The organism is Streptomyces sp. NPDC091279, assembly GCF_044757465.1.
Taxonomy (GTDB): domain Bacteria; phylum Actinomycetota; class Actinomycetes; order Streptomycetales; family Streptomycetaceae; genus Streptomyces.
The window spans coordinates 270,592-294,619 of sequence record NZ_JBIVVA010000009.1 but is presented as its reverse complement, the minus strand read 5'-3'; the positions used below and the strand labels follow the sequence as shown (position 1 = coordinate 294,619).

Genomic DNA, 24,028 nt, shown 5'->3' with positions numbered 1-24,028 from the left:
GGCCCTCTGAGGGTCGTCCCATACCGGTCGGCCCCGGAGCGCGCGCCATGCGCTCCGGGGCCGACCGGTTTTTCCGGACCACATTCCGGACCTGATTTTCTGATTTCTGGACAAGGGCGAAGGCAGGGATTTCAGCAATGCGACAGGTCACCCGCAAGGGCCTGATGACTGTGGCGGCTGCGACCGGTGCAGTGGCCGCCGCCGGGGGGTACGCGCACGCCGACTCGGGGGCGAGCGGCGCGAGTTCACACTCTCCCGGCGTGCTGTCGGGCAACACGGTGCAGGCACCGGTGCACGTTCCGGTGAACGTCTGCGGCAACACGGTCGACGTCGTCGGGCTCCTCAACCCGGCGTTCGGCAACCGGTGCGCCAACGTCAGCCAGGGCGCCGGGGGCGGCGCCGGACACGGCGGCTCCGGCGGGAAGGGCAGCGCCGGGGGCGCGCACGCCGGCGGTCACTCCGAGGGCTCACCCGGCGTCGGCTCCGGCAACACCGTGCAGGTCCCGGTGGACGTCCCGGTGAACCTCTGCGGCAACAACGTGAGCGTCATCGGCATCGGCAACACCGTGACGGGCAACGACTGCGCCAACGGCGGCGGCACGAGCACCGGCCACCACGGCACCCCTCCGGGCGGCGAAACCCCGGGCAACCCCGGCCACCCGGGCAACCCCGGTCACCCCGGCCAGCCTGGACATCCAGGACACCCGGGGAACCCCGGTCACCCCGGCCAGCCTGGACACCCGGGCAAGCCTGGCGAGCCGGGCCACCCCGGTCAGCCTGGACACCCGGGGAACCCCGGCCACCCCGGTCAGCCTGGACACCCGGGCAAGCCTGGCGAGCCGGGCCACCCCGGTCAGCCTGGACACCCGGGCAAGCCTGGCGAGCCGGGCCACCCTGGACACCCGGGGAACCCCGGTCAGCCTGGGCATCCGGGGAACCCTGGCCACCCGGGTAACGGCGGCCACAACCCGGGGCATCCCGGTCACGGGGGCCACGGCGGCCACACCCCCGGGCACCCGGGGCACCCCAGCACCCCCGGTACACCGGCCCACCCCGGTACGCCGACCACCCCGGCGACCCCCAGCGCTCCGCCCACCCACCGGGCCACGACCCCCATCGCGTCCTCGCACGTGAGTCAGCCGGGGTCCGGGGTGACGGGCGGCGGCGCGCAGCTCGCGCACACCGGCAGCGAACTGCCGCTCGGCCTCGCCCTCCCGGTCGGCGCCGGCGCGCTGCTCGCGGGTGCTGTCCTGTACCGCAAGGCGCGCGCGGCGGCCTAGCCCGACGCGGTCCGGGGCGGCCCGGAACCGCACCCCAGTGGGCCCCGTGGACGCGGGGCCCACACACCTTTCCGTTGTCCGTCCCCGCCGCCGCAGCTCACCACGTGGCTCGCACCTGGCGGATGATCCGCCGCCGCAACCGCACCCTGCGGCTGCCGTCGCGCAGCAGGCTCAGTCGGTCCAACTCCCAGTGTCCGTACTCGGCATGGTCCGTCAGCAGACGTGTGGCGTCCTTGCGGGAGACCCCGCGCGGCACGTACACGTCGACAAATTCGTATTCCGGCATCGCATCTATTGTGCGGGCTGGGGCCCGGTACGGATAGCGTCTGCACTATGTCTGATGCTGAGCAGCCCACCGCTGCCGAGGTACGCGCCGCCGCCGAGGCGGTCAAGACCGCTCTCGACCGCCACCTGGCCGCGGTCGAGGGGCGGTCGGGGGAGGACGACCCGGCCGTCTACGAGGCGTTCAACCAGCTGGCGGCCGCCGCCGAAACCTACGACGAGCTGCTCTACGACCGCTATGACGAGGTCACCCCCTTCGAGATCCCCGGCACCGAGGACACCCTCCCGCCGTACGGGGGCCCCGAGGAACCGAACGCGCTCAGCGTGCTGATCCGCCGCGACTACACCGTGGCGCAGCCCCAGCGGCTGCTGGCACAGGCGCAGCGGATCGAGGCGGCGGACTTCGAGGCCGGCGCGGACCCGACGCCGACGGCCTCCGGCACCGTTCCCGGGGCGCTGGGCATCCTGTTCGGCGAGTTCGAACCGGACGAGATCGCCTCCCGGCACAAGGAGTTCGGCCTGGAGGAGGGCGACTCCACGCTCTGGGTGACGGCGGCCGAGGAACCGGCCGACCCGGGGGAGTGGCTGGAGGCACCGTTCGACCAGGTCGACTCCGAGGACGTGGTCTGCCGCTTCGACGTGAGCGCGGTCTTCGACGACGAGGACACCGGCGACGACGACATCGACGACCTGGACCCCGACCTCGACCCCGACGAGGACCTGGAACCCCTGGACGCCGACCGGTAGTCCCGTCGCACCGACCGACCTGACGTGGAACGACGGAGACGGCGGCGGTGGTCACGGAGGGAACCCGCCCTCCACGACCGCCGCCGCCGTCCTCGTCGTTCCCGCTGCCCGGGTCTGTCGAGGTCCCGGCCTCAGCCGACCGTGGCCGGGACCTGCGGGGCCAGCAGGACGGGGAGCCGGGTGGTGCGCGGCTTGGCCGGGACCTCGCCGACCGCCCGCGCGAGCGCCTGCTCCACACCGTGCACCACGGACAGATGCCGCTCCGCCCGGCCGAACGCCGTGTACACCCACGGGCGGTTGAGAGCCTGCGCCGCGTCACCGGGCAGCACCACGACCACCGCCGGCCAGCGCGCCCCCGCCGCCTGGTGCGCGGTGACCGCCCACCCGTGCCGCACGTCCCGCTCGACCCGCTCCTTCGCGACGACGACGGCGCCGCCCGCGCACGTCAGGTGCAGCCCCTCGGCGTCGGCCTTCACCACCGTGCCGGTGACCGTGCGCCCCGGCGCGGGGGAGTGGGCGACCCGGTCGCCGGGGTCGAAGCCGCCGAACCGGCCGGGGCCGGGATTGAGACGTTCCTTGAGGGCGGCGTTCAGGGCCCGGGTGCCGGCCGCGCCACCGTGGCCCGGCGTGATCACCTGGGTCTCCTCGGTGGGCACGCCGATCGCCCGGGGCACCGAGTCCGCGACGAGCTGCACGGTGCGGTGCACGGCCTCGCCCGCGTCCCGCACCGGGACGATCACGACCTCCTTGCCGGGGGCCTCGACCTGGTTCAGCTCGCCGACGCCGATGCCGGAGACCAGCTCGCCCAGCGGGCCGGGGTCGGGCACACGGGAGGAGATCTGCGGGCAGACCCGCGCCGCCAGCAGATCCGCGAACACCCGCCCCGGCCCCGCCGACCACAGCACCCCGGGATCACCGGCCAGCACCAGGCGTGCCCCGTCCGGCAGCGACTCCACGAGCAACGCGGCCCCCTCGACGTCCAGTTGAGGCGCGTCGAGCACCACGAGGAGGTCCAGGGCGAAGGCCCCGTCGGCATCCCGGCCCGGGCCCTCGGCGCCGGTGAGGAGCCCGGCGACGGTGGCCACGGAGGCGGCGGCGTCGTCGGCCAGGAGGCGGGCGAAGCGGTCACGGCCGGCGTCGGTGTGTGCGGCCGCCCACGCGCGCAGGCCCGCGCCGGTCGCCGTGCGCAGCAGGGTCGCCGGTTCGACCAGCGACGCCTCGCCGCCCGTGTGCAGCACCAGGGCGCCGGTCCCCACGGCACGCAGCAGTTCGGCGGCGGAGCCCCGGGCCGAGTCGGCGGCACGCTCCCAGGCGTCGGCCGAACCGTCGCCCTTCGGCACGGAGTTGATCAGCCGGGCCAACCCGTCGGCGAGGCTCTCCTCCGCGAGCGCGTACCGCTCCAGACCGACCAGCACCCGCACCGGCCGTTCCTCGCCCTCGCCCTCGCCCTCACCCTCGTCGTTGTCGCCGTCGTCGTTCTCGTTCGTGGACTCCTGGCCTGGCGCGGGCCGTGGTGCGGTCGGGTCGAGGGCGTCCTCGAAGACCAGCGCCTCGGCCTCCGCGACGGCGTTCTGCACGGCCTCCTCGGGGTCCGGCACGCCCTGCCGGCCCAGCGCGGCGAGCAACGTCGGCATCTCCAGCACCGTGTGCCCGGCCACGGCGGCCTGCTCCAGCAGCCACCCGGTGACGGCCCGGCCCCGACGTTCGTCGTCCGGCGCGCACGCGGCGCCGAGCAGCGCCCGCGCGAACCCGTCGGCCTGCTCGGGCCGGACGCCGCTCACCCTCAGCAGCAGCCAGGGGTCGGCCCGCAGCCGCTCCCCGGCGTCCTCGCCGAGCGCGGCGGCGACCTGCGGCGCGAGCGTGTCGGGCGCACCGCCCTCGCCGAGCACCCGGCGCACCGAGTCGACGGCCCCGGGCGCGGGCGCCTCGGCAGGCGTCGGCCGGGGCACCCGGACCGGCTCGGCGGCCGCCGGACGCGGGGCGGGTTCCGGGGCGGCGAAGACGGTCGCGGCGGGCTTCTGGCCGCTCTCCACGGCCCGCACGGCGGCGAGCAGGTCGGCGGCCTTCCCGCTGAGCTTCGTCCCGGCCTCGATCGCCTGCTCCCGCTCGGCCTTCCGCCGCGCGATCCGCTCCCGCTCCACCCGCTGAGCAGCCAACTCGGCCGCAGCCTCACTGAGCTGAGCCTTGCCGGCCGCGTCCCCCTCACCGGCGGCCGGGACACCACCCTCGCCGTTCACCGGCGCATCACCCGCAGCCAGGTCCCCCACGGAGCCCTCGCCGTCACCCTCACCCGCAGGGGCGCCGCCGGCGTCCGAACCGGCTCCGCTCCCGTCCTCGGCCAGCTCCCCCGCCGAGTCCCCGGCGTCCTCCGTACCGCCCCCGGCGCCCGCACCCTCTGCCCCCGCGCCCCCCGCGCCTCCCGTGTCCCCCCGGACGTCGGCCCCCGGGCCCGGTGTCCGGGGGGTGGGTGTCACCGGGGCCGGTTCCTCCGTGGGGGCGGGGGTTTCGGGCTGTGTGCTCACAGCGTGCTCCAGTCGTGATCGGGATAGCGGTGCACCGGTGCCGACACATCGTCGAGCGCCCGGCAGATCTCGTCAGGAAGACTAAGCGCCTCCACTGACAACGCGGCCGTGAGCTGCTGCGCGTTGCGCGCGCCGATGATGGGCGCGGCCACGCCGGGACGGTCGCGAATCCACGCCAGGGCGACCTGGAGGGGCGTCACCGCGAGGCCGTCCGCCGCGGTCTGCACGGCGTCGACGATCCGGCTCGCGGTGTCGTCGAGGTAGGGCTCGACGAAGAGCGACAGATGGTCCGACGCCCCGCGCGAACCGGGCGGCAGCGCGTCGCCCCGGTACTTGCCGGTGAGGACCCCGCGGCCCAGCGGCGAGGACGGCAGCAGGCCGATGCCGAGATCCAGCGCGGCCGGCAACACCTCGCGCTCCACGCCCCGTTGCAGCAGCGAGTACTCCATCTGCGTGCTGGCCAGGCGGGTGCGTATGCCGGGCATCGCGAGCTGCCAGGTGCCCGCCTTGGCGAGCTGCCAGCCGCAGAAGTTGGAGACGCCCGCGTACCGGGCGCGGCCGCTGGAGACCGCCAGGTCGAGGGCGTGCAGGCTCTCCTCCAGCGGGGTGTCCGGATCGAAGGCGTGCAGATGCCAGACGTCGACGTAGTCCGTGCCGAGCCGGGCCAGGGAGGCGTCCAGGGCGGAGAGCAGATGGCCGCGCGAGCCGTCGTAGCGCCGGTCGGGGTCGGGCACCCCGCCCGCCTTGGTCGAGATCACCAGGTCCCGGCGCGGCACGAGCCCCTCCATGAGGCGCCCGAGGAGGTACTCGGCCTCCCCGTCGCCGTACACGTCCGCCGTGTCGACGAGGGTGCCGCCCGCGTCCCAGAACGTCTTCAAGAGGTCCGCGGCGTCATGCTCGTCGGTGTCCCTGCCCCAGGTGAGGGTGCCGAGTCCGATACGGGACACGCGCAGGCCGGTCCGGCCGAGATGCCTCTGCTCCATGAACGGCGACATTACTGGCCATGACCTGCGGTGTGGGCACCTGTGGATAACCAGTTCCCGCAGCCAGGCCCCCAGTTGGGCCCGCCCGTGCGCAACGCCACTGCCCCAGGACGCCCCCCGCGCGCTAGGGTCGGCGGCACAGGGACGTTACTGATCGGTAAGGGGAATCGGGATGCAGCTCGGGATCAACCTCGGCTACTGGGGCGGCGGAATGGACGCGGACAACCTCGCCGTCGCCCAGGAGGCGGACCGGCTCGGGTACGCCGTCTGCTGGGCCGCCGAGGCCTATGGGTCGGACGCGGCGACCGTGCTCACCTGGGTCGCCGCCAAGACCGAGCGCATCGACGTCGGTTCGGCGATCTTCCAGATCCCGGCCCGGCAGCCGGCCATGACCGCGATGACCGCCGCGACTCTCGACTCCCTCTCCGGCGGCCGCTTCCGCCTCGGCCTCGGCGTCTCGGGACCCCAGGTCTCCGAGGGCTGGTACGGCGTCAAGTTCGACAAGCCGCTGGCCCGCACGCGTGAGTACGTCGAGATCGTCCGCCGGGCGATGACCCGCGAACGCCTCTCGTACGACGGTGCCCACTGGACGCTGCCGCTGCCCGGCGGCCCCGGCAAGCCCCTCAAGCTGACCGTGCACCCCGAACGCGAGCACATCCCGCTCTACATCGCGGCGATCGGCCCGAAGAACCTGGAGCAGACCGGCGAGATCGCCGACGGCGCCCTGCTGATCTTCCCCTCCGCCGAACACCTGGAGGAGACCGCGATCCGGCCCCTGCGCGCGGGCCGCGAGAAGGCGGGCCTGACCCTCGACGGCTTCGACGTGTGCCCCACGCTCCCGATCTCCCTCGGCGCGGACGCCGACGTCCCGGCCCTCGCCGACGCCTTCCGCCCCTACACCGCCCTGTACGTCGGCGGCATGGGCAGCCGCAAGCAGAACTTCTACCACCAGCTCGCCCGCCGCATGGGCTACGAGCAGGCCGCCGACGCGATCCAGGACGCCTACCTCGCGGGCGACAAGAAGGGCGCCGCGGCCGCCGTTCCGCACGACCTCATCGACCGGACGACGCTGCTGGGCTCCGTGGAGCGGATCGCGGACCGGATGAAGGAGTACGCGGCCGCCGGGGTCACCACCCTGACCCTCTCGCCCGCCGGCTTCACCCTCGACGAGCGGATCGCCTCGCTCCGCGCCGGCACCGAGGCCCTGGAACTGGCCGGACTGGTCTGACCCGGAGACGGGGGGACCGCTACGGCCGTGGTGGGGGCTCGGGGGTCTCCCCGCCACGGCCGTCACGGACAACAACGCGCCCGCCGCAGCCCGGGTTACGCCCGCGCACCTCACCCGTTCGGCGGACGCGTCCGCGCCCCCGCTCACAGCCAGCCACGCCTCTTGAGCGTCCGGTACAGCAGCACCTCAAGGACGGCCATGATCGCGATGACCGCCGGGTAGGACCACACCCAGTGCAACTCGGGCATGTGATCGAAGTTCATGCCGTAGATGCCCGCGATCATCGTGGGCACCGCGGCCATCGCCGCCCACGCGGAGATCTTCCGCATGTCGTCGTTCTGCCGGACGCTCATCTGCGCCAGATGCGCCGACAGGATGTCCGACACCAACCGGTCAAGGCCCTCCACGGAGTCGTTCACGCGCGCGAGATGGTCGCTCGCGTCCCGGAAGAACGGCCGCGCCTGCTCCCGCACGAACGGCACCGGCAGCCCGCTCGTCCCCAGCCCCGACAACCGGGTCAACGGCGGCGCCAGCGGCCCCGTCGCCCGCCGGAACTCCAGCACCTGCCGCTTGAACGTGTAGATCCGCGACGCCGTGTTGCGCGAGCCGCCCCGGTCCGGCGAGAACACCTCCGCCTCCAACTCCTCCAGGTCCGTCTGCAACTCGGCCACCACGTCCAGATAGTGGTCGACGACGTCGTCGCAGATCGCGTACAGCACCGCCGTCGGACCCTTCTCCAGGATCTGCGGCTCCGCCTCAAGACGGTGCCGTACCGCGTGCAGCGGCGACCCGCTGCCATGACGGACGGTCACCACGAAGCCGTCGCCGAGGAAGACCATCACCTCGCCGGTCGTCACGACGTCGTCCTCCGGCTCGTACCCCACCGGCTTCAGCACCATGAACAGCGAGTCGTCGTACACCTCCAGCTTGGGCCGCTGATGTGCCTTCAGGGCGTCCTCCACCGCCAGCGGATGCAGCCCGAACTCCTGCGTGACGAGCCCGAACTCCCGCTCCGAGGGCTCGTGCAGCCCGATCCACACGAACCCGCCCGCGGCCCGCGCCTCCTCCAGCGCGTCGGAGAAGTCCGCCGGGCCCTCGCTGCGGCGCCCGTCCCGGTAGATGGCACAGTCGACGATCACGGAGCGTATTCTCCCGTCGCCCGCCCTCCACCGCATCCCGTCGTGTGCCTACCCTGGGCCGCATGCCCACGTTGATCCTCGTCCGGCACGGACGCTCCACCGCCAACACCGAAGGGGTGCTCGCCGGCTGGACGCCCGGCGTGGCCCTCGACGAGCGCGGCACCGCACAGGCCGCCGCACTGCCCGGGCGCCTCGCCGACCTGCCGCTCTGCGAGGTCGTCGTCAGCCCCCTGCAACGCTGCCAGGAGACCGTCCGGCCGCTCCTCGACGCCCGCCCCGACCTCACCGCGCACGACGAGGAACGCATCGGCGAATGCCACTACGGCGACTGGTCGGGGCGCAAACTCGCCGAACTGAGCGACGAACCCCTCATGGAGGTCGTCCAGGCCCACCCGACGGCCGCCGCGTTCCCCGGCGGCGAGTCGATGCGCGCGATGCAGCACCGCGCCGCCGAAGCCGTACGCGAGTGGAACGCGCGCGTGGAGCGCGACCACGGCCCCGACGCCGTCTATCTCATGTGCTCGCACGGCGACATCATCAAGTCCCTGATCGCCGACGCGCTCGGACTTCATCTCGACCTCTTCCAGCGGATCTCCGTGGAACCCTGCTCCGTCACCGCGATCCGGTACACCCGGCTGCGGCCCTTCCTCGTCCGGCTCGGCGACACCGGCGACTTCGCGTCGCTGGCCCCGCGCGCGACCCCGCCGGCCGACGACGCCCCGGTGGGGGGCGGTGCGGGCGCACCGTGATCGTCGGGCGCAGTAGGGTGAACCGGTCGCATTAGCGTCGCCCTCATCCACGACTCCAGGAGACAGGACGTGTCCCGTCAGGTGTACCTCTACGACCCGCCGGACCGTTTCGTGGCGGGCACGGTCGGGCTGCCCGGACGCCGTACGTTCTTCCTCCAGGCCACGGCGGGCGCCCGGGTGACCAGCGTGGCCCTGGAGAAGACCCAGGTCGCCGCCCTCGCCGAACGTATGGACGAACTCCTCGACGAGGTCGTCAGGCGCAGCGGCGGCAGCGCGGCCGTCCCCGCCGTCGCCCCCGCCGAGATCTCCGACACCGCCCCCCTGGACGCCCCCGTCGAGGAGGAGTTCCGGGTCGGGACCATGGCGCTGGCCTGGGACGGCGAGGAACAGCGCATGATCGTCGAGGCGCAGGCCCTCGTCGAACTCGACGCCGACACCGACGAGGATCTCGCCGAGGCCGAGGAAGCCCTCCTCCAGGACGAGGAGAACGGACCCCCGATGCTGCGGGTCCGCCTCAGCGGCACGCAGGCGAGGGCCTTCGCCAAGCGCGCCCTGGACGTCGTCAACGCCGGACGGCCGCCGTGCCCGCTGTGCAGCCTCCCGCTCGACCCGGAAGGACACGTATGTCCGCGCCAGAACGGATACCGCCGCGGAGCGTGACCACCGCCGACCACCTCACCCGGGGTGACCTGACCGTGCGCGGCCAGATCCGGGACGCCTCCAACGCCGTTCTGCACTGCACCGTCGCCCACGCGGGCGAGGACATCACCTGCGTCTACAAGCCGGTACGCGGTGAACGCCCGCTGTGGGACTTCCCCGACGGCACCCTCGCCCAGCGCGAGGTCGCCGCCTACGAGGTGTCCGAGGCCACCGGCTGGGGGCTGATCCCGGTCACCGTGCTGCGCGACGGGCCCTACGGCGAGGGCATGTGCCAGCAGTGGATCGACGGCGAACCCGGCGCCGAACTCCTCGCCCTCGTCGACGCCGAGGAACCCGGACCGGGCTGGAAGGCCATCGGCTTCGCCGAGGTCGACGAGGGGAAGACGGCCCTGCTGGTGCACGCCGACGACCAACGGCTGCGCCGCCTCGCCGTGCTGGACGCCGTCATCAACAACGCCGACCGCAAGGGCGGCCACCTCCTGCCCGGCCCCGACGGCCGCCTCTACGGCATCGACCACGGCGTCACCTTCCACGCGGAGAACAAGCTGCGCACCCTTCTGTGGGGCTGGGCGGGCGAACGCCTCACCGAGGAGGCCACCGGCGTCCTCACGTCCCTCCAGGACGCCCTGAGCCCCACCGGAGCGCTCACCGCCCGCCTCACCTCCCTGATCACCCCGGCCGAACTCGACGCCACCCGCGCCAGGGTCGACGCACTCCTCACCTCCGGCCGCCACCCGGAACCCAGCGGCGAGTGGCCGGCCATCCCCTGGCCGCCCGTCTAGAACCCCTGGCCGCCGTCCAGAACCTCCCGCCGCCGGTCCGGAACCTCCCCGCCCGCACCACCCGTTCGCCCTCGCCCGTCCCCGACCGGACCCGGTGGTGGCGGCACATCCGGGCGCCCGCGCGCAAGACCGCCTAACCGGCCAGCGGGCGACTGGTCCGGTTCGTATCCGGAAGTACCGTCCGGTTACGCTCATGACATGCATGCCTGGCCCGCTTCCGAGGTCCCCGCCCTGCCCGGTCAGGGCCGCGACCTCGCAGTCCACGACACCGCCACCGGGGGGCTCCGCACCCTCACCCCCGGTCCCGTCGCCCGTCTCTACGTCTGCGGCATCACGCCGTACGACGCGACCCACATGGGTCACGCGGCGACCTACAACGCGTTCGACCTCGTTCAGCGCGTGTGGCTCGACACCAAGCGGCAGGTCCACTACGTCCAGAACGTCACCGACGTCGACGACCCGCTGCTGGAACGCGCGATCCGCGACGGCGTCGACTGGGTCGCCCTCGCCGAACAGGAGACGGCCCTCTTCCGCGAGGACATGACCGCCCTGCGGATGCTGCCCCCGCAGCACTACATAGGAGCCGTCGAGGCCATACCCGGCATCGTGCCGCTCGTCGAGCGGCTGCGGGACGCGGGCGCCGCCTACGACCTCGACGGCGACGTCTACTTCTCCGTCGAGTCCGACCCCCACTTCGGCCAGGTCTCCCACCTGGACGCCACCGCCATGCGGCTGCTGTCCGCCGAGCGCGGCGGCGACCCCGAACGGCCCGGCAAGAAGAACCCGCTCGACCCGATGCTGTGGCTCGCTGCCCGCGACGGCGAACCCAGCTGGGACGGCGCCTCCCTCGGCCGGGGCCGCCCCGGCTGGCACATCGAGTGCGTGGCGATCGCCCTCGACCACCTCGGCATGGGCTTCGACATCCAGGGCGGCGGCTCCGACCTCGCCTTCCCGCACCACGAGATGGGCGCCTCCCACGCCCAGGTGCTGACCGGCGAGTTCCCCATGGCGCAGGCCTATGTGCATGCCGGGATGGTCGGCTACCAGGGCGAGAAGATGTCCAAGTCCAAGGGCAACCTCGTCTTCGTGTCGGCGCTGCGCCGCGACGGCGTCGACCCCGCCGCGATCCGGCTCGCCCTGCTCGCCCACCACTACCGCGCCGACTGGGAGTGGACCGACCAGGTCCTCCAGGACGCCCTGGCCCGCCTCGACCGCTGGCGGGCCGCCGTGTCCCGGCCCGACGGACCGTCCGCCGAGCCGCTGGTCGAAGAGGTCCGCGAGGCCCTCGCCCACGACCTGGACGCCCCGGCCGCACTCGCCGCCGTCGACCGCTGGGCCGCCCGGCAGGCGGAGCACGGCGGCACGGACCTCGGCGCCCCCGGTGTGGTCTCCCGCACCGTCGACGCCCTCCTCGGCGTGGCCCTGTAGTACGCGCAGCATCAGAAAGGCGCCCCCTTTGCTCCCAGGACGGGAAGGGGGCGCCTCTCGTATGCGTGCTTCTGCGTGCCGGTCCGCTCACTCCTCCGTGGAGTCGTCGTCGTCCGACGCCGGCTTCGGGGGTTTCGGCGGGCGCGTACGGCCCGGGTTGTCCCGCAGGTAGGCCGTCGAGCCGGGCCCGTCAGTGCCGTCCGCCGTCGCGTGCCCGCCGGCCGTCGGACCCGAGCCGTCCCGGCGCCGCAGATACCGTTCGAACTCCCGGGCGATCGCCTCGCCGGACGCCTCCGGCAGCTCCGCGGTGTCCCGGGCCTCCTCCAGCGACTGCACGTACTCGGCGACCTCGCTGTCCTCGGCGGCCAGCTGATCCACACCGACCTGCCAGGCCCGCGCGTCCTCGGGCAGCTCGCCCAGCGGGATACGCACGTCGATGAGGTCCTCAAGACGGTTCAGCAGGGCCAGCGTCGCCTTCGGGTTCGGCGGCTGCGACACATAGTGCGGAACGGCGGCCCAGAGACTGACGGCCGGGACACCCGCGTGCGTGCACGCCTCCTGAAGGACACCGACGATGCCCGTGGGCCCCTCGTACTTGGTCTCCTCCAGATCCATCCGCCGGGCCAGATCGGCGTCCGACGTCGTCCCGCTGATCGGCACCGGACGCGTGTGCGGGGTGTCCCCGAGCAACGCGCCCAGCACGACGACCAGTTCCACCCCCAGCTCATGGGCGAACCCCAGCAGTTCGTTGCAGAACGAACGCCAGCGCATCGACGGCTCGATCCCGCGGACCAGCACCAGGTCACGCGGTTTGTCCCCGCCGATCCTGACCACCGAGAGCCGGGTCGTCGGCCAGGTGATCTTGCGGACCCCCGCGTCCATCCACACCGTGGGCCGGTTGACCTGGAAGTCGTAGTAGTCCTCGGCGTCGAGCGCCGCGAACACCTCGCCCTTCCACTCCCGGTCCAGGTGCGCGATCGCGGTGGAAGCGGCGTCCCCGGCGTCGTTCCAGCCCTCGAACGCGGCCACCATCACTGGGTCGATCAGCTCGGGAACCCCCTCCAGCTCGATCACCCAGCGCCTCCTTCCGACGTGCCCTCGCGTACGTCTCAACCTTACGGCGTGCGACGGGGGCGCCCGCAGCCCCCTTGCGCGGGGCAGTGAACGGATCACTGCCCCGATCGGCCGCCCGAAACACCCCGGCCCCACCGCCCGCCGAAGCGCACTCCCGTACGAGGGAGCACCGGGACACCTCCGATGACCGGCTCACGGCCCGGCTCACAGCGTCGATCTGAGCCACTGCTCGACGCTCGCGATGTGCACAGTTGCCCAGGACCGCGCCGCCTCCGCGTCCCGGTCGCGCAGCGCGGCCAGGATCGCCCGGTGCTCGCGCAGGGTGCGCGCGAGGGCGTCCTCCTGGGTCAGACCCCGCCAGATCCGGGCCCGGGTGGTCGGCCCCGACAGCCCGTCCAGCAGCGAACAGAGCACCGAGTTGCCCGAGCCCTGCACGATGCCCCGGTGGAAGTCCAGGTCGCAGCCGACCAGCTCCGCCACCGACGGCGCCGCCCCCAGCTCGTCCAACTGGGCCTCCAGCACGTCCAGTTCCTTCTCGCTGATCCGGGACGCCGCCATCGCCGTCGCGGCCGGCTCCAGGATGCGGCGCACCGCGAGGAACTCCAGGACGGTGTCGTCGCGATGGAAGTCGACGACGAAACTCAGCGCCTCCAGCAGGAGTTGCGGGTCCAGACTGGTCACGTAGGTGCCGTCGCCCTGCCGCACGTCCAGGATGCGGATGAGCGACAGGGCCCGCACCGCCTCGCGCAGGGAGTTGCGGGACAGGCCCAGCTCGGCGGCGAGTTCGCTCTCCTTGGGCAGCCGGTCGCCGGGCCGCAGCGCGCCGGAGACGATCATCCCCTTGATCTTCTCGATCGCCTCGTCGGTGACTGCCATGGCGGGCCTCCCTGCCGTTCACGCATGCCGGTGAAGACATCCGATGTCTCAGCTCATTATGGCGGCTGCCCGACCCGCCGGAACGCCGAACGCTCAGGTCAGGGGAGGGCCCACGGCCCGCGCCCGCCCGGGCACGCGAGAGGGGCGGCCCCCGCCCGGGAACCGCCCCTGCACCGCCGTTGCGCCTACTTCTTGTCGAGCACGTCCTGCACCTTGGCGCGGATCTCGTCCGTGGCCAGGCCGCGGATGGTCAGCGTGGTGCGGCGGCGCAGCACGTCGTCCGGGGTCTCGGCCCACTCGTGGTCGCGGGCGTAGACGACCTGCGCCCAGATCTCCGGGGCGTCCGGGTGGACGCGCGCGGCCAGCTCCGGGTCGTCGTTGGCTATCCGGGCGATGTCGAAGGCCAGCGAGCCGTAGTGGGTCGCCAGGTGCTTCGCCGTGTCCGCCGACATCCGCGGACCGGGCGCCGGGTGGTCCACCAGGAGGCGGTGGGCGACCGCGCGCGGGTTGGCGACACCGGGCAGCGGCAGCTGCTTGGGCAGCGAGGCGATCGGCTCGAAGTCCTCACCCAGCGGCCGTCCCGGCAGCCGTTCCAGCTTCTGCATCACCGTGCGGCCGATGTGCCTGAACGTCGTCCACTTGCCGCCCGCCACCGACAGCATCCCGCCCCGGCCCTCGGTCACGACCGTCTCCCGCTTCGCCTTCGCGGTGTCACCGGGACCGCCCGGCAGCACCCGCAGACCCGCGAACGCGTACGTGATGAGGTCCCGGTCGAGCTGCTGGTCGCGCACCGAGAACGCGGCCTCGTCCAGGATCTGCGTGATGTCCTTGTCGTTGACGGCGACATCCGCCGGATCGCCCTCGTACTCCTCGTCGGTCGTGCCGAGCAGCAGCATGTCCTCCCAGGGCAGGGCGAACGTGATCCGGTACTTGTCGATCGGGGTGGCCAGCGCCGCCTTCCACGGCGCCGTCCGCTTCAGCACCAGGTGCGCCCCCTTGGACAGCCGGATCGACGGCGCCGCCTTCGGGTCCTCCATCCGGCGCAGGTGGTCCACCCACGGGCCGGTCGCGTTGAGCACCAGCCGGGCGCTCACCCCGAACTCGTCACCGGAGGTACGGTCGCGCAGCTCGGCGCCGGTCACCCGGCCGCTCGTGAAGCGCAGCCCGGTGACCTCGGCGTGGTTGAGGACGACGGCGCCCGCCTCGACGGCCGCGCGGACCGTCATCAACGCCATCCGCGCGTCGTTCATCTGGTCGTCGCCGTACACGGCCACGGCCTTGAGGTTCTCGGTGCGCAGCTCCGGCACGTCCTGCGCCGCCTTGGCGGGGGAGAGCAGGTGGCCGACGCCGTCGCCGAACGCGGAGAGCGCCGAGTAGGCGAAGACGCCCGCCCCGAGCTTCGCCGCGCCGTGCGGGCCGCCCTTGTACACGGGGAGGTAGAAGGTGAGCGGGTTCGCCAGGTGCGGGGCCACCTGGCGGGAGACCGCACGGCGTTCGAAGTGGTTCTCCGCGACCAGCTTCACCGCGCCGGTCTGGAGGTAGCGCAGACCGCCGTGGAGCAGCTTGGAGGAGGCGGAGGAGGTGGCGCCGGCGAAGTCACCGGCGTCGACCAGAGCCACCCGCAGCCCGGACTGCGCGGCGTGCCAGGCGGTGGAGATGCCCAGGATGCCGCCGCCGATCACGAGAAGGTCGTACGACGCCTTGGCGAGCTGCTCCCGGGTCTCGGCTCGGCTCGGGTTCGAGCCGGAGGCCGGGCGCGTGCCCAGGGCGGGCACGGACTGCATGGTGGACTGACTGGTCATGTGGGGTTCTTACTCCTCGTCAGCTGTCGGCCGGGTCACGGCCGCTCGCGGCTAGTTCTCGTCGTCGATCCAGCCCATGGTCCGCTCGACGGCCTTGAGCCAGCTCTTGTACTCACGTTCGCGGGTGTCCGCGTCCATGCGGGGGGTCCACTCGGCGGCCCGCCGCCAGTTGGCGCGCAGGTCGTCGGTGCTGTTCCAGAAGCCGACGGCGAGACCGGCGGCGTACGCGGCACCGAGGCAGGTGGTCTCGGCGACCATCGGGCGCACCACGGGGGCGCCCAGGAAGTCCGAGAGGGTCTGCATCAGCAGGTTGTTGGAGGTCATGCCGCCGTCGACCTTGAGGGCGGTCAGCTCGACGCCGGAGTCCTTGGTCATGGCGTCGCTGACGTCCCGGGTCTGCCAGGCGGTGGCCTCCAGGACGGCGCGCGCGATGTGCGCCTTGGTGACGTACCGGGTCAGGCCGGCGATCACGCCGCGGGCGTCGGAGCGCCAGTACGGGGCGAACAGGCCGGAGAAGGCCGGCACGAAGTAGGCGCCGCCGTTGTCCTCGACGCTCAGGGCGAGGGTCTCGATCTCGGCGGCGGTGGAGATGAGGCCCATCTGGTCGCGCATCCACTGCACCAGCGAACCGGTGACGGCGATCGAGCCCTCCAGCGCGTACACCGGCTTCTGGTCGCCGATGCGGTAGCCGACGGTGGTCAGCAGCCCGGAGTACGAGTTGATGATCTTCTCGCCGGTGTTCAGCAGCATGAACGTGCCGGTGCCGTACGTCGACTTGGCCTCGCCCTCGGCGAAACAGGTCTGCCCGAACAGGGCCGCCTGCTGGTCACCCAGGGCGGAGGCGACGGGGATGCCGCCGAGCAGCTCGCCGAGGCGTCCTCCGGTGACCTCGCCGTAGACCTCGGCGGAGGAGCGGATCTCCGGCAGCATCGCCATCGGGACGCCGATCGACTCGGCGATCTTCTCGTCCCACTCCAGGGTGTGCAGGCTCATCAGCAGGGTGCGGGAGGCGTTGGTGACGTCGGTGTAGTGCTTGCCGCCGTTGACGCCGCCGGTGAGGTTCCAGATGACCCAGCTGTCCATGGTGCCGAAGAGGATGTCGCCGGCCTCGGCGCGCTCGCGCAGCCCCTCGACGTTGTCGAGCAGCCAGCGGGCCTTGGGGCCGGCGAAGTAGGACGCCAGCGGCAGGCCGGTCTGACGGCGGAAGCGGTCCTGGCCGACGTTGCGGCCCAGCTCCTTGCAGAGGGCGTCGGTACGGGTGTCCTGCCAGACGATGGCGTTGTGGACGGGCTCACCGGTGTGCTTGTCCCACAGCAGCGTCGTCTCGCGCTGGTTGGTGATGCCGATGGCCTTGATGTCGTCGCGGGTGATCCCGGCCTTCTGGATGGCGTTGGCGACGACCTCCTGGACGTTGGTCCAGATCTCGGCGGCGTCGTGCTCGACCCAGCCCGGCTTCGGGAAGATCTGCTCGTGCTCCTTCTGGTCGACGGAGACGATGCGTCCGTCGCGGTCGAAGATGATGCAGCGGGACGAGGTGGTGCCCTGGTCGATCGCGGCGATGAACGGCCCGGTGGTGTGTGCGTCGGTCACGGTGTGCTCCTGGGGTTCCGTGCGGAAGGGGTGGGTGCTGCCCGGTGCGTCAGGCGAAGGCGATGTTGTAGAGGCCTGCTCCGAGGGCGGCGCCGATCAGCGGGCCGACGATCGGAATCCAGGCGTAGCGCCAGTCGGAACCGCCCTTGTTGGGCAGCGGCAGGAGCGCGTGCACGATGCGCGGGCCGAGGTCACGGGTCGGGTTGATGGCGTACCCGGTGGGGCCGCCGAGGGAGAGACCGATGGCGACGACGACCAGGGCGGTGATGAGGCCGCCGAGGGCGCCGAGACCCTTGCCGCTGTCGTTGAGGCCCTCGGTGAGGACCGCGATGATCAGGACCACCGTGGCGATGATCTCGGTGGCGAGGTTCTGCCAGGCGACGCGGACCTCGGGGCCGGTGGAGAAGATGCCGAGCACGGGGCCCGCGGCCTTCTCCTCGGCCTCGACGGACTTGACCTTGACCGGCTGCCGGGGCGGCTCGCCCACGATCTCGCGGTCGGTGAGGTGCGCGTGGAACTGGCCGTAGTAGACGATCCAGACCAGGGCCGCGCCGATCATCGCGCCGAGCAGCTGGCCGCCCCAGTAGACGGGCAGCGTGCTCCAGTCGTCGTTCTTGATCGCGAGCGCGAGGGTCACGGCCGGGTTGAGGTGGGCGCCGGAGAGCGGCGCCGAGACGTAGACCGCCGTGAGGACCGCGAAACCCCACCCGAAGGCGATCGCGAGCCAGCCGGCGTTACGGGCCTTGGAGGCCTTCAGCGTGACGGCGGCGCAGACGCCACCGCCGAGCAGGATGAGCAGGGCGGTACCGATGGTCTCGCCGATGAAGATGTCGGAGCTGGACACCCGCGACTCCTTTGTCCTTCGTCCAGGGAAGCCGAACCCCGAGTCCCTTCGGGGGTCTGGCGCCCTCTCAGGGGGTGAGAGGGGTACCGGTCCTTGGCGTTGTCACACTCTAGCGCGTATTGCCGGTAGGTGTTCGACAATGCCGACCGATGGACGGGAGTCTCGCTCCGGCATCACGCGCACGTCAAGGGTTCATTTGTCGAAAGTGCGAACTGTGCTGATTGCTGTGAGCTGTCGATCTTGTACTGAGGTCATTGTAGGCTTTTGTGACCAATGTCCACCTGGGGGAGAGGTGACGGCAACGGCGGGAGCGCGGCGCGAACGGGATCGGGAACGGGTCGGGCGGAGCCGGAACGGGGTCGGGGCGGGCTCGAAGCCGGGCCGGGATAAGCCGAAGGGCCGGGACATCGACATGACGTCCCGGCCCGTTCCCCCACGGACTCCCGGGTAATCCCCGGCGCTCCGAACCGTCAGAACCGCCCGGCGCCCAGATCCCTCGAAACCGCGCGGGCGCAGTCCCGCACCGCCGCGATCAACTCGGGACGCAGCTCACCCTCCGGGCACAGCCGCTCCACCGCACCGGTGACGCCGACCGCCCCCACCGGCATCCGGCGCCGGTCGTGCACCGGCGCCGCGACCGACGCCACGCCCTCCCAGGTCTCCTCCACGTCCGCCGCGTACCCGCGCGCCCGGGTCAGGTCGAGCGCCTGCTCGAACCCCGCCGGGTCGGTCACCGTGCGGTCGGTGAACGCCGTGCGCACCGCCTCCAGGGCCTCGCTGTGGGCCACCGGGTCGTACGCCGAGAGCACCTTGCCCAGCGCCGTGCAGTGCAACGGCTGCATCGCCCCGATCTCCAGCACCTGCCGGCTGTCGTCGGGGCGGAAGACGTGGTGCACGATCAGCACGCCCTGCTGGTGCAGCACGCCCAGGTACACGCTCTCGCCGCTGGAGCGGGCCAGGTCGTCCGTCCACACCAGGGCCCGCGCCCGCAGCTCGTGCACGTCCAGATAGGTGGTCCCCAGGCGCAGCAGCTCCGCGCCCAGCTGGTAGCGGCCCGAGGCGTCGTCCTGCTCCACGAACCCCTCCTGCTGGAGGGTGCGCAGGATGCCGTGCGCGGTGCCCTTGGCGAGACCGAGCGACGAGGCGATGTCCGACAGGCCGAGTCGACGCTCGCCGCCGCCGAGCAGCCGCAGCATCGCCGCCGCCCGTTCGAGCGACTGGATGTTCCGTGCCATCGCCGTCCTGCCTCCGTCCCCATCGACCGCGACGCATTCCGCCGCAGCCACCGTTCGGCAATGCCGAACACTACCGGTCCATGTCGACCTGCCGCCAATGATCGACGGAGACCAGCCACATGACCTCACATCCCCCCACCGACACGCACAGCACCCCCCGACAACCGCCCCCCACCCCCTCACCGGCCCCCCAGCCACCGCCGTGCACGACACTCCCGAACCATCCAGGCGCCGCCCCGTACAACACCCCCCCGACGCCCAGCGGGCCGCCCCGCACGACACCCCCGGACTCCTAGGGGGTGACCCGCACGGGCGCCCCCTATTCCTCGTCCGGCACCCGGACACCTCACCCGTGAGGCCGCTGTCCCGGTTACCCTGACCGGGTGCGCCCACCGCGGAGAAGTCCCCGGGCCGCGCAAAGCCGACAGCCGTCGCATCTCTGGGAGCCCCTTCATGGCCTCGTCGCCACTGACCCCTTCCGACAGCCGGACCCGCGTGTCCGCGCTCCGACAGGCACTCGCCACCCGCGTGGTGGTCGCCGACGGAGCCATGGGCACCATGCTCCAGGCACAGGACCCCACACTCGACGACTTCGAGAACCTTGAGGGCTGCAACGAGATCCTCAATCTCACCCGCCCCGACATCGTGCGCTCCGTGCACGAGGAGTACTTCGCCGTCGGCGTCGACTGCGTGGAGACCAACACCTTCGGCGCCAACCACTCCGCCCTCGGCGAGTACGACATCCCCGAACGCGTCCACGAACTGTCCGAATCCGGCGCCCGCGTCGCCCGCGAGGTCGCCGACGAGTTCACCGCGAAGGACGGCCGCCCCCGCTGGGTCCTCGGCTCCATGGGCCCCGGCACCAAGCTGCCCACCCTCGGCCACGCCCCCTACACCCTGCTGCGCGACGCCTACCAGCAGAACGCCGAAGGCCTCCTCGCCGGCGGCGCCGACGCCCTCCTCGTCGAGACCACCCAGGACCTCCTCCAGACCAAGGCCGCCGTCCTCGGCGCCCGCCGCGCCCTGGAGATCGCCGGCCTCGACGCCCCGCTGATCGTCTCCGTGACCGTCGAGACCACCGGCACCATGCTCCTGGGCTCCGAGATCGGCGCCGCGCTCACCGCCCTTGAGCCGCTCGGCATCGACATGATCGGCCTGAACTGCGCGACCGGCCCCGCCGAGATGAGCGAGCACCTGCGCTACCTCGCCCGGCACTCCCGCATCCCGCTGTCCTGCATGCCCAACGCCGGCCTGCCCGTCCTCGGCAAGGACGGCGCCCACTACCCGCTGGGCGCCCCCGAACTCGCCGACGCGCAGGAGACGTTCGTCCGCGACTACGGCCTCTCCCTGATCGGCGGCTGCTGCGGCACCACCCCCGAACACCTGCGCCAGGTCGTCGAGCGGGTCCGCGACCTCACCCCCACCGAGCGCCACCCGCACCCCGAGCCCGGCGCCGCCTCCCTCTACCAGACCGTCCCCTTCCGCCAGGACACCTCCTACCTGGCCATCGGCGAGCGCACCAACGCCAACGGCTCCAAGAAGTTCCGCGAAGCCATGCTGGAGGCCCGCTGGGACGACTGCGTGGAGATGGCCCGCGACCAGATCCGCGAAGGCGCGCACATGCTCGACCTGTGCATCGACTACGTGGGCCGCGACGGCGTCGCCGACATGGCCGAACTCGCCGGCCGCTTCGCCACCGCCTCCACCCTCCCCATCGTCCTCGACTCCACCGAGGTCCCCGTGCTCCGCGCGGGCCTGGAGAAGCTCGGCGGCCGCGCGGTCATCAACTCCGTCAACTACGAGGACGGCGACGGCCCCGAATCCCGCTTCGCCCAGGTCAGCGGCCTGGCCCGGGAACACGGCGCCGCCCTGATCGCGCTGACCATCGACGAGGAGGGGCAGGCCCGCACCCCCGAGAAGAAGGTCGCCATCGCCGAACGGCTCATCGACGACCTCACCACCAACTGGGGCATCCACGAGTCCGACATCCTCATCGACACCCTGACCTTCACCATCTGCACCGGCCAGGAGGAGTCCCGCGGCGACGGCATCGCCACCATCGAGGCCATCCGCGAACTCAAGCGCCGCCACCCCGACGTCCAGACCACCCTGGGCCTGTCGAACATCTCCTTCGGCCTCAACCCGGCCGCCCGCATCCTCCTCAACTCCGTCTTCCTCGACGAATGCGTCAAGGCCGGACTCGACTCGGCGATCGTCCACGCCTCCAAGATCCTCCCGATCGCCCGCTTCGAGGAGGAAGAGGTCGCCACCGCGCTCGACCTCGTCTACGACCGGCGCTCCGAGGGCTACGACCCGCTCCAGAAGCTGATGGCCCTGTTCGAGGGCGCCACCGCCAAGTCCCTGCGGGCCGGCAAGGCCGAGGAACTCGCCGCCCTCCCGCTCGACGAGCGCCTCAAGCGCCGCATCATCGACGGCGAACGCAACGGCCTCGAAGCCGACCTCGACGCCGCCCTCCAGGACCGCCCGGCCCTCGACATCGTCAACGACACCCTCCTGGACGGCATGAAGGTCGTCGGCGAACTCTTCGGCTCCGGCCAGATGCAGCTGCCGTTCGTCCTCCAGTCCGCCGAGGTCATGAAGACCGCCGTCGCGCACCTCGAACCGCACATGGAGAAGTCTGATTCCGAGGGCAAGGGCACCATCGTGCTCGCCACCGTCCGCGGCGACGTCCACGACATCGGCAAGAACCTCGTCGACATCATCCTGTCCAACAACGGCTACAACGTCGTCAACCTCGGCATCAAGCAGCCCGTCTCCGCGATCCTCGACGCCGCCCAGGAACACCGCGCCGACGTCATCGGCATGTCCGGCCTCCTCGTGAAATCCACCGTGATCATGAAGGAGAACCTGGAGGAGCTGAACCAGCGCGGCATGGCCGCCGACTTCCCCGTCATCCTCGGCGGCGCCGCCCTCACCCGCGCCTACGTCGAGCAGGACCTCCACGAGATCTACGAGGGCGAGGTCCGCTACGCCCGCGACGCCTTCGAGGGACTGCGCCTCATGGACGCCCTCATCGGCGTCAAGCGCGGCGTCCCCGGCGTCACCCTCCCCGAGCTGAAGCAGCGCCGGGTCCGCGCCACCCCGGCCGTCCAGGTCGAGGAACGGCCCGAGGAAGGACACGTCCGCTCGGACGTCGCCGTCGACAACCCCGTCCCCGAGGCGCCCTTCCGCGGCACCCGCGTCATCAAGGGCATCCAGCTCAAGGAGTACGCGAGCTGGCTCGACGAAGGCGCCCTCTTCAAGGGCCAGTGGGGCCTCAAGCAGGCCCGCACCGGCGAGGGCCCCAGCTACGAGGAACTCGTCGAGAGCGAGGGCCGGCCCCGGCTGCGCGGCCTCCTCGACCGCCTCCAGACCGACAACCTCCTCGAAGCCGCCGTCGTCTACGGCTACTTCCCCTGCGTCTCCAAGGACGACGACCTCATCGTCCTCGACGACGAGGGCAACGAACGCACCCGCTTCACCTTCCCCCGCCAGCGCCGCGGCCGCCGCCTGTGCCTCGCCGACTTCTTCCGCCCCGAGGAGAGCGGCGAGACCGACGTCGTCGGCTTCCAGATCGTCACCGTCGGCAACCGCATCGGCGAGGAGACGGCCCGCATGTTCGAGGCCAACGCCTACCGCGACTACCTCGAACTGCACGGCCTGTCCGTCCAGTTGGCCGAGGCCCTCGCCGAGTACTGGCACGCCCGGGTCCGCTCCGAACTCGGCTACGCCGGCGAGGACCCCGCCGACATCGAGGACATGTTCGCCCTCAAGTACCGCGGCGCCCGCTTCTCCCTCGGCTACGGCGCCTGCCCCGACCTGGAGGACCGCGCCAAGATCGCCGCCCTCCTGGAACCCGAGCGGATCGGCGTCCACCTCTCCGAGGAGTTCCAGCTCCACCCGGAACAGTCCACCGACGCCATCGTCATCCACCACCCCGAGGCGAAGTACTTCAACGCCCGCTGACCCTCTCCACCAGGCGTCGCAGAGAAATCGAGCGCGCCGCCCGACGGAGTCGTAGACTGGTCGGTCCACTTGCAGGCCGGTTCCCGCACGGGAACCGGCCTGGTCGTCCCTCATGGAGGTGCGCCAGGATGACCAGCACGGTCCCCGCGCTCGGAACCCTTACGGCCGAAGGCTCAGCACTCCAGGCCGTGCTCCTCGACATGGACGGCACCCTCGTCGACACCGAGGGCTTCTGGTGGGACGTCGAGGTGGACGTCTTCGCCCGCCTCGGCCACACCCTCGACGACTCCTGGCGGCACGTCGTCGTCGGCGGGCCCATGACCCGCAGCGCCGGCTTCCTCATCGAGGCCACCGGCGCCGACATCACCCTCCCCGACCTCTCCGTCCTCCTCAACGACGGTTTCGAGGCCCGCATCGCCACCGCCCTGCCGCTCATGCCCGGCGCCGCCCGGCTGCTGGCCGAGCTGTCCGAGTACGAGATCCCCACCGCCCTCGTCTCCGCCTCCCACCGCCGCATCATCGACCGCGTCATCGCCTCCCTCGGCCCCCGGCACTTCCGGCTGACCGTCGCGGGCGACGAAGTACCCCGCACCAAACCGCACCCCGACCCCTACCTCGCCGCCGCGGCCGGACTCGGGGTGAATCCGGCCAGGTGCGCCGTCATCGAGGACACCGCCACCGGCGTCGCCGCCGCCGAGGCCGCCGGCTGCCACGTCGTCGCCGTCCCCTCCCTCGCCCCCATCGCCCCCGCCGCCCGCCGCACCGTGGTCTCCTCACTCGAAGAGGTCGACCTGACTTTTCTGCGCGGCCTGATCACCACCTCATGACGGAAATGCGCCCC

19 protein-coding genes are annotated in these 24,028 nt (G+C 72.2%); 9 read left to right on the top strand and 10 right to left on the bottom strand.

Annotated elements, in window-relative coordinates; translation table 11 throughout:
* Positions 1-137 precede the first annotated feature (137 nt).
* A complete protein-coding gene (locus ACIQOU_RS23970; RefSeq protein WP_401538844.1) occupies positions 138-1,280 on the top strand; it encodes a chaplin family protein in 1,143 nt (380 codons plus the stop codon).
* Positions 1,281-1,377: 97 nt separating this feature from the next.
* Here ACIQOU_RS23970 and ACIQOU_RS23965 read toward each other — a convergent pair whose 3' ends face one another.
* The gene (locus ACIQOU_RS23965) at positions 1,378-1,566 is read right to left on the bottom strand and encodes a DUF5703 family protein (protein ID WP_005485166.1); all 189 of its coding nucleotides are present in this window, start codon (positions 1,564-1,566) and stop codon (positions 1,378-1,380) included.
* Between the two features lie 47 nt (positions 1,567-1,613).
* Between ACIQOU_RS23965 and ACIQOU_RS23960 the strand changes: the two genes are divergently transcribed.
* On the top strand, positions 1,614-2,309 hold the full coding sequence (locus tag ACIQOU_RS23960; RefSeq protein WP_401538843.1) for a hypothetical protein: 696 nt from the start codon (positions 1,614-1,616) through the stop codon (positions 2,307-2,309).
* 131 nt (positions 2,310-2,440) lie between these two features.
* Here the strand turns inward: ACIQOU_RS23960 and ACIQOU_RS23955 are convergent, their stop codons facing one another.
* Positions 2,441-4,831, bottom strand: coding sequence for a helix-hairpin-helix domain-containing protein (locus ACIQOU_RS23955; RefSeq protein ID WP_401538842.1), 2,391 nt, complete (start codon positions 4,829-4,831; stop codon positions 2,441-2,443).
* Entirely contained in the window at positions 4,828-5,814 is a 987-nt protein-coding gene (locus ACIQOU_RS23950) for an aldo/keto reductase (protein ID WP_401538841.1), read from the bottom strand. Before ACIQOU_RS23950 ends, ACIQOU_RS23955 begins: the two co-directional genes overlap by 4 nt.
* 172 nt (positions 5,815-5,986) lie before the next feature.
* Between ACIQOU_RS23950 and ACIQOU_RS23945 the strand changes: the two genes are divergently transcribed.
* Complete coding sequence (locus ACIQOU_RS23945) at positions 5,987-7,042, top strand: LLM class F420-dependent oxidoreductase (protein WP_401538840.1); 1,056 nt, start codon at positions 5,987-5,989, stop codon at positions 7,040-7,042.
* A gap of 143 nt (positions 7,043-7,185) precedes the next feature.
* Here ACIQOU_RS23945 and corA read toward each other — a convergent pair whose 3' ends face one another.
* A complete protein-coding gene (gene corA, locus ACIQOU_RS23940; RefSeq protein WP_401538839.1) occupies positions 7,186-8,181 on the bottom strand; it encodes a magnesium/cobalt transporter CorA in 996 nt (331 codons plus the stop codon).
* A gap of 62 nt (positions 8,182-8,243) precedes the next feature.
* On the opposite strand from corA, the gene ACIQOU_RS23935 reads away from it, so the two are divergent.
* From ACIQOU_RS23935 to mshC, 4 genes are all read left to right on the top strand, one after another.
* Positions 8,244-8,930, top strand: coding sequence for a histidine phosphatase family protein (locus tag ACIQOU_RS23935; protein ID WP_401538838.1), 687 nt, complete (start codon positions 8,244-8,246; stop codon positions 8,928-8,930).
* A 69-nt stretch (positions 8,931-8,999) separates the two neighbouring features.
* Positions 9,000-9,590, top strand: a complete 591-nt coding sequence (locus ACIQOU_RS23930) for a DUF3090 domain-containing protein (RefSeq protein WP_401538837.1) — start codon at positions 9,000-9,002, stop codon at positions 9,588-9,590.
* Positions 9,554-10,372 carry an SCO1664 family protein gene (locus tag ACIQOU_RS23925; RefSeq protein WP_401538836.1) on the top strand — a complete coding sequence of 273 codons (819 nt, stop codon included), beginning with the start codon at positions 9,554-9,556 and terminating at the stop codon, positions 10,370-10,372. Before ACIQOU_RS23930 ends, ACIQOU_RS23925 begins: the two co-directional genes overlap by 37 nt.
* 198 nt (positions 10,373-10,570) lie before the next feature.
* Complete coding sequence (gene mshC, locus ACIQOU_RS23920) at positions 10,571-11,800, top strand: cysteine--1-D-myo-inosityl 2-amino-2-deoxy-alpha-D-glucopyranoside ligase (RefSeq protein ID WP_401538835.1); 1,230 nt, start codon at positions 10,571-10,573, stop codon at positions 11,798-11,800.
* Positions 11,801-11,887: 87 nt separating this feature from the next.
* Here mshC and ACIQOU_RS23915 read toward each other — a convergent pair whose 3' ends face one another.
* From ACIQOU_RS23915 to ACIQOU_RS23890, 6 genes are all read right to left on the bottom strand, one after another.
* Positions 11,888-12,874, bottom strand: coding sequence for a PAC2 family protein (locus ACIQOU_RS23915; RefSeq protein ID WP_401538834.1), 987 nt, complete (start codon positions 12,872-12,874; stop codon positions 11,888-11,890).
* A 204-nt stretch (positions 12,875-13,078) separates the two neighbouring features.
* A complete protein-coding gene (locus ACIQOU_RS23910) occupies positions 13,079-13,750 on the bottom strand; it encodes a FadR/GntR family transcriptional regulator (RefSeq protein ID WP_401538833.1) in 672 nt (223 codons plus the stop codon).
* Between the two features lie 185 nt (positions 13,751-13,935).
* Positions 13,936-15,552: an FAD-dependent oxidoreductase gene (locus tag ACIQOU_RS23905; RefSeq protein WP_401538832.1), complete on the bottom strand. Its 1,617-nt coding sequence runs from the start codon at positions 15,550-15,552 to the stop codon at positions 13,936-13,938.
* Positions 15,553-15,603: 51 nt separating this feature from the next.
* Positions 15,604-17,142: a glycerol kinase GlpK gene (gene glpK, locus ACIQOU_RS23900; RefSeq protein WP_401538831.1), complete on the bottom strand. Its 1,539-nt coding sequence runs from the start codon at positions 17,140-17,142 to the stop codon at positions 15,604-15,606.
* A 49-nt stretch (positions 17,143-17,191) separates the two neighbouring features.
* Positions 17,192-17,986, bottom strand: a complete 795-nt coding sequence (locus tag ACIQOU_RS23895; RefSeq protein ID WP_401538830.1) for an MIP/aquaporin family protein — start codon at positions 17,984-17,986, stop codon at positions 17,192-17,194.
* Between the two features lie 470 nt (positions 17,987-18,456).
* Entirely contained in the window at positions 18,457-19,221 is a 765-nt protein-coding gene (locus ACIQOU_RS23890) for an IclR family transcriptional regulator (protein WP_401538829.1), read from the bottom strand.
* Between the two features lie 453 nt (positions 19,222-19,674).
* On the opposite strand from ACIQOU_RS23890, the gene metH reads away from it, so the two are divergent.
* Positions 19,675-23,187, top strand: a complete 3,513-nt coding sequence (gene metH / locus ACIQOU_RS23885) for a methionine synthase (protein ID WP_401538828.1) — start codon at positions 19,675-19,677, stop codon at positions 23,185-23,187.
* Between the two features lie 128 nt (positions 23,188-23,315).
* Positions 23,316-24,014, top strand: a complete 699-nt coding sequence (locus tag ACIQOU_RS23880) for an HAD family hydrolase (protein WP_401538827.1) — start codon at positions 23,316-23,318, stop codon at positions 24,012-24,014.
* The last annotated feature ends 14 nt before the right edge of the window (positions 24,015-24,028 follow it).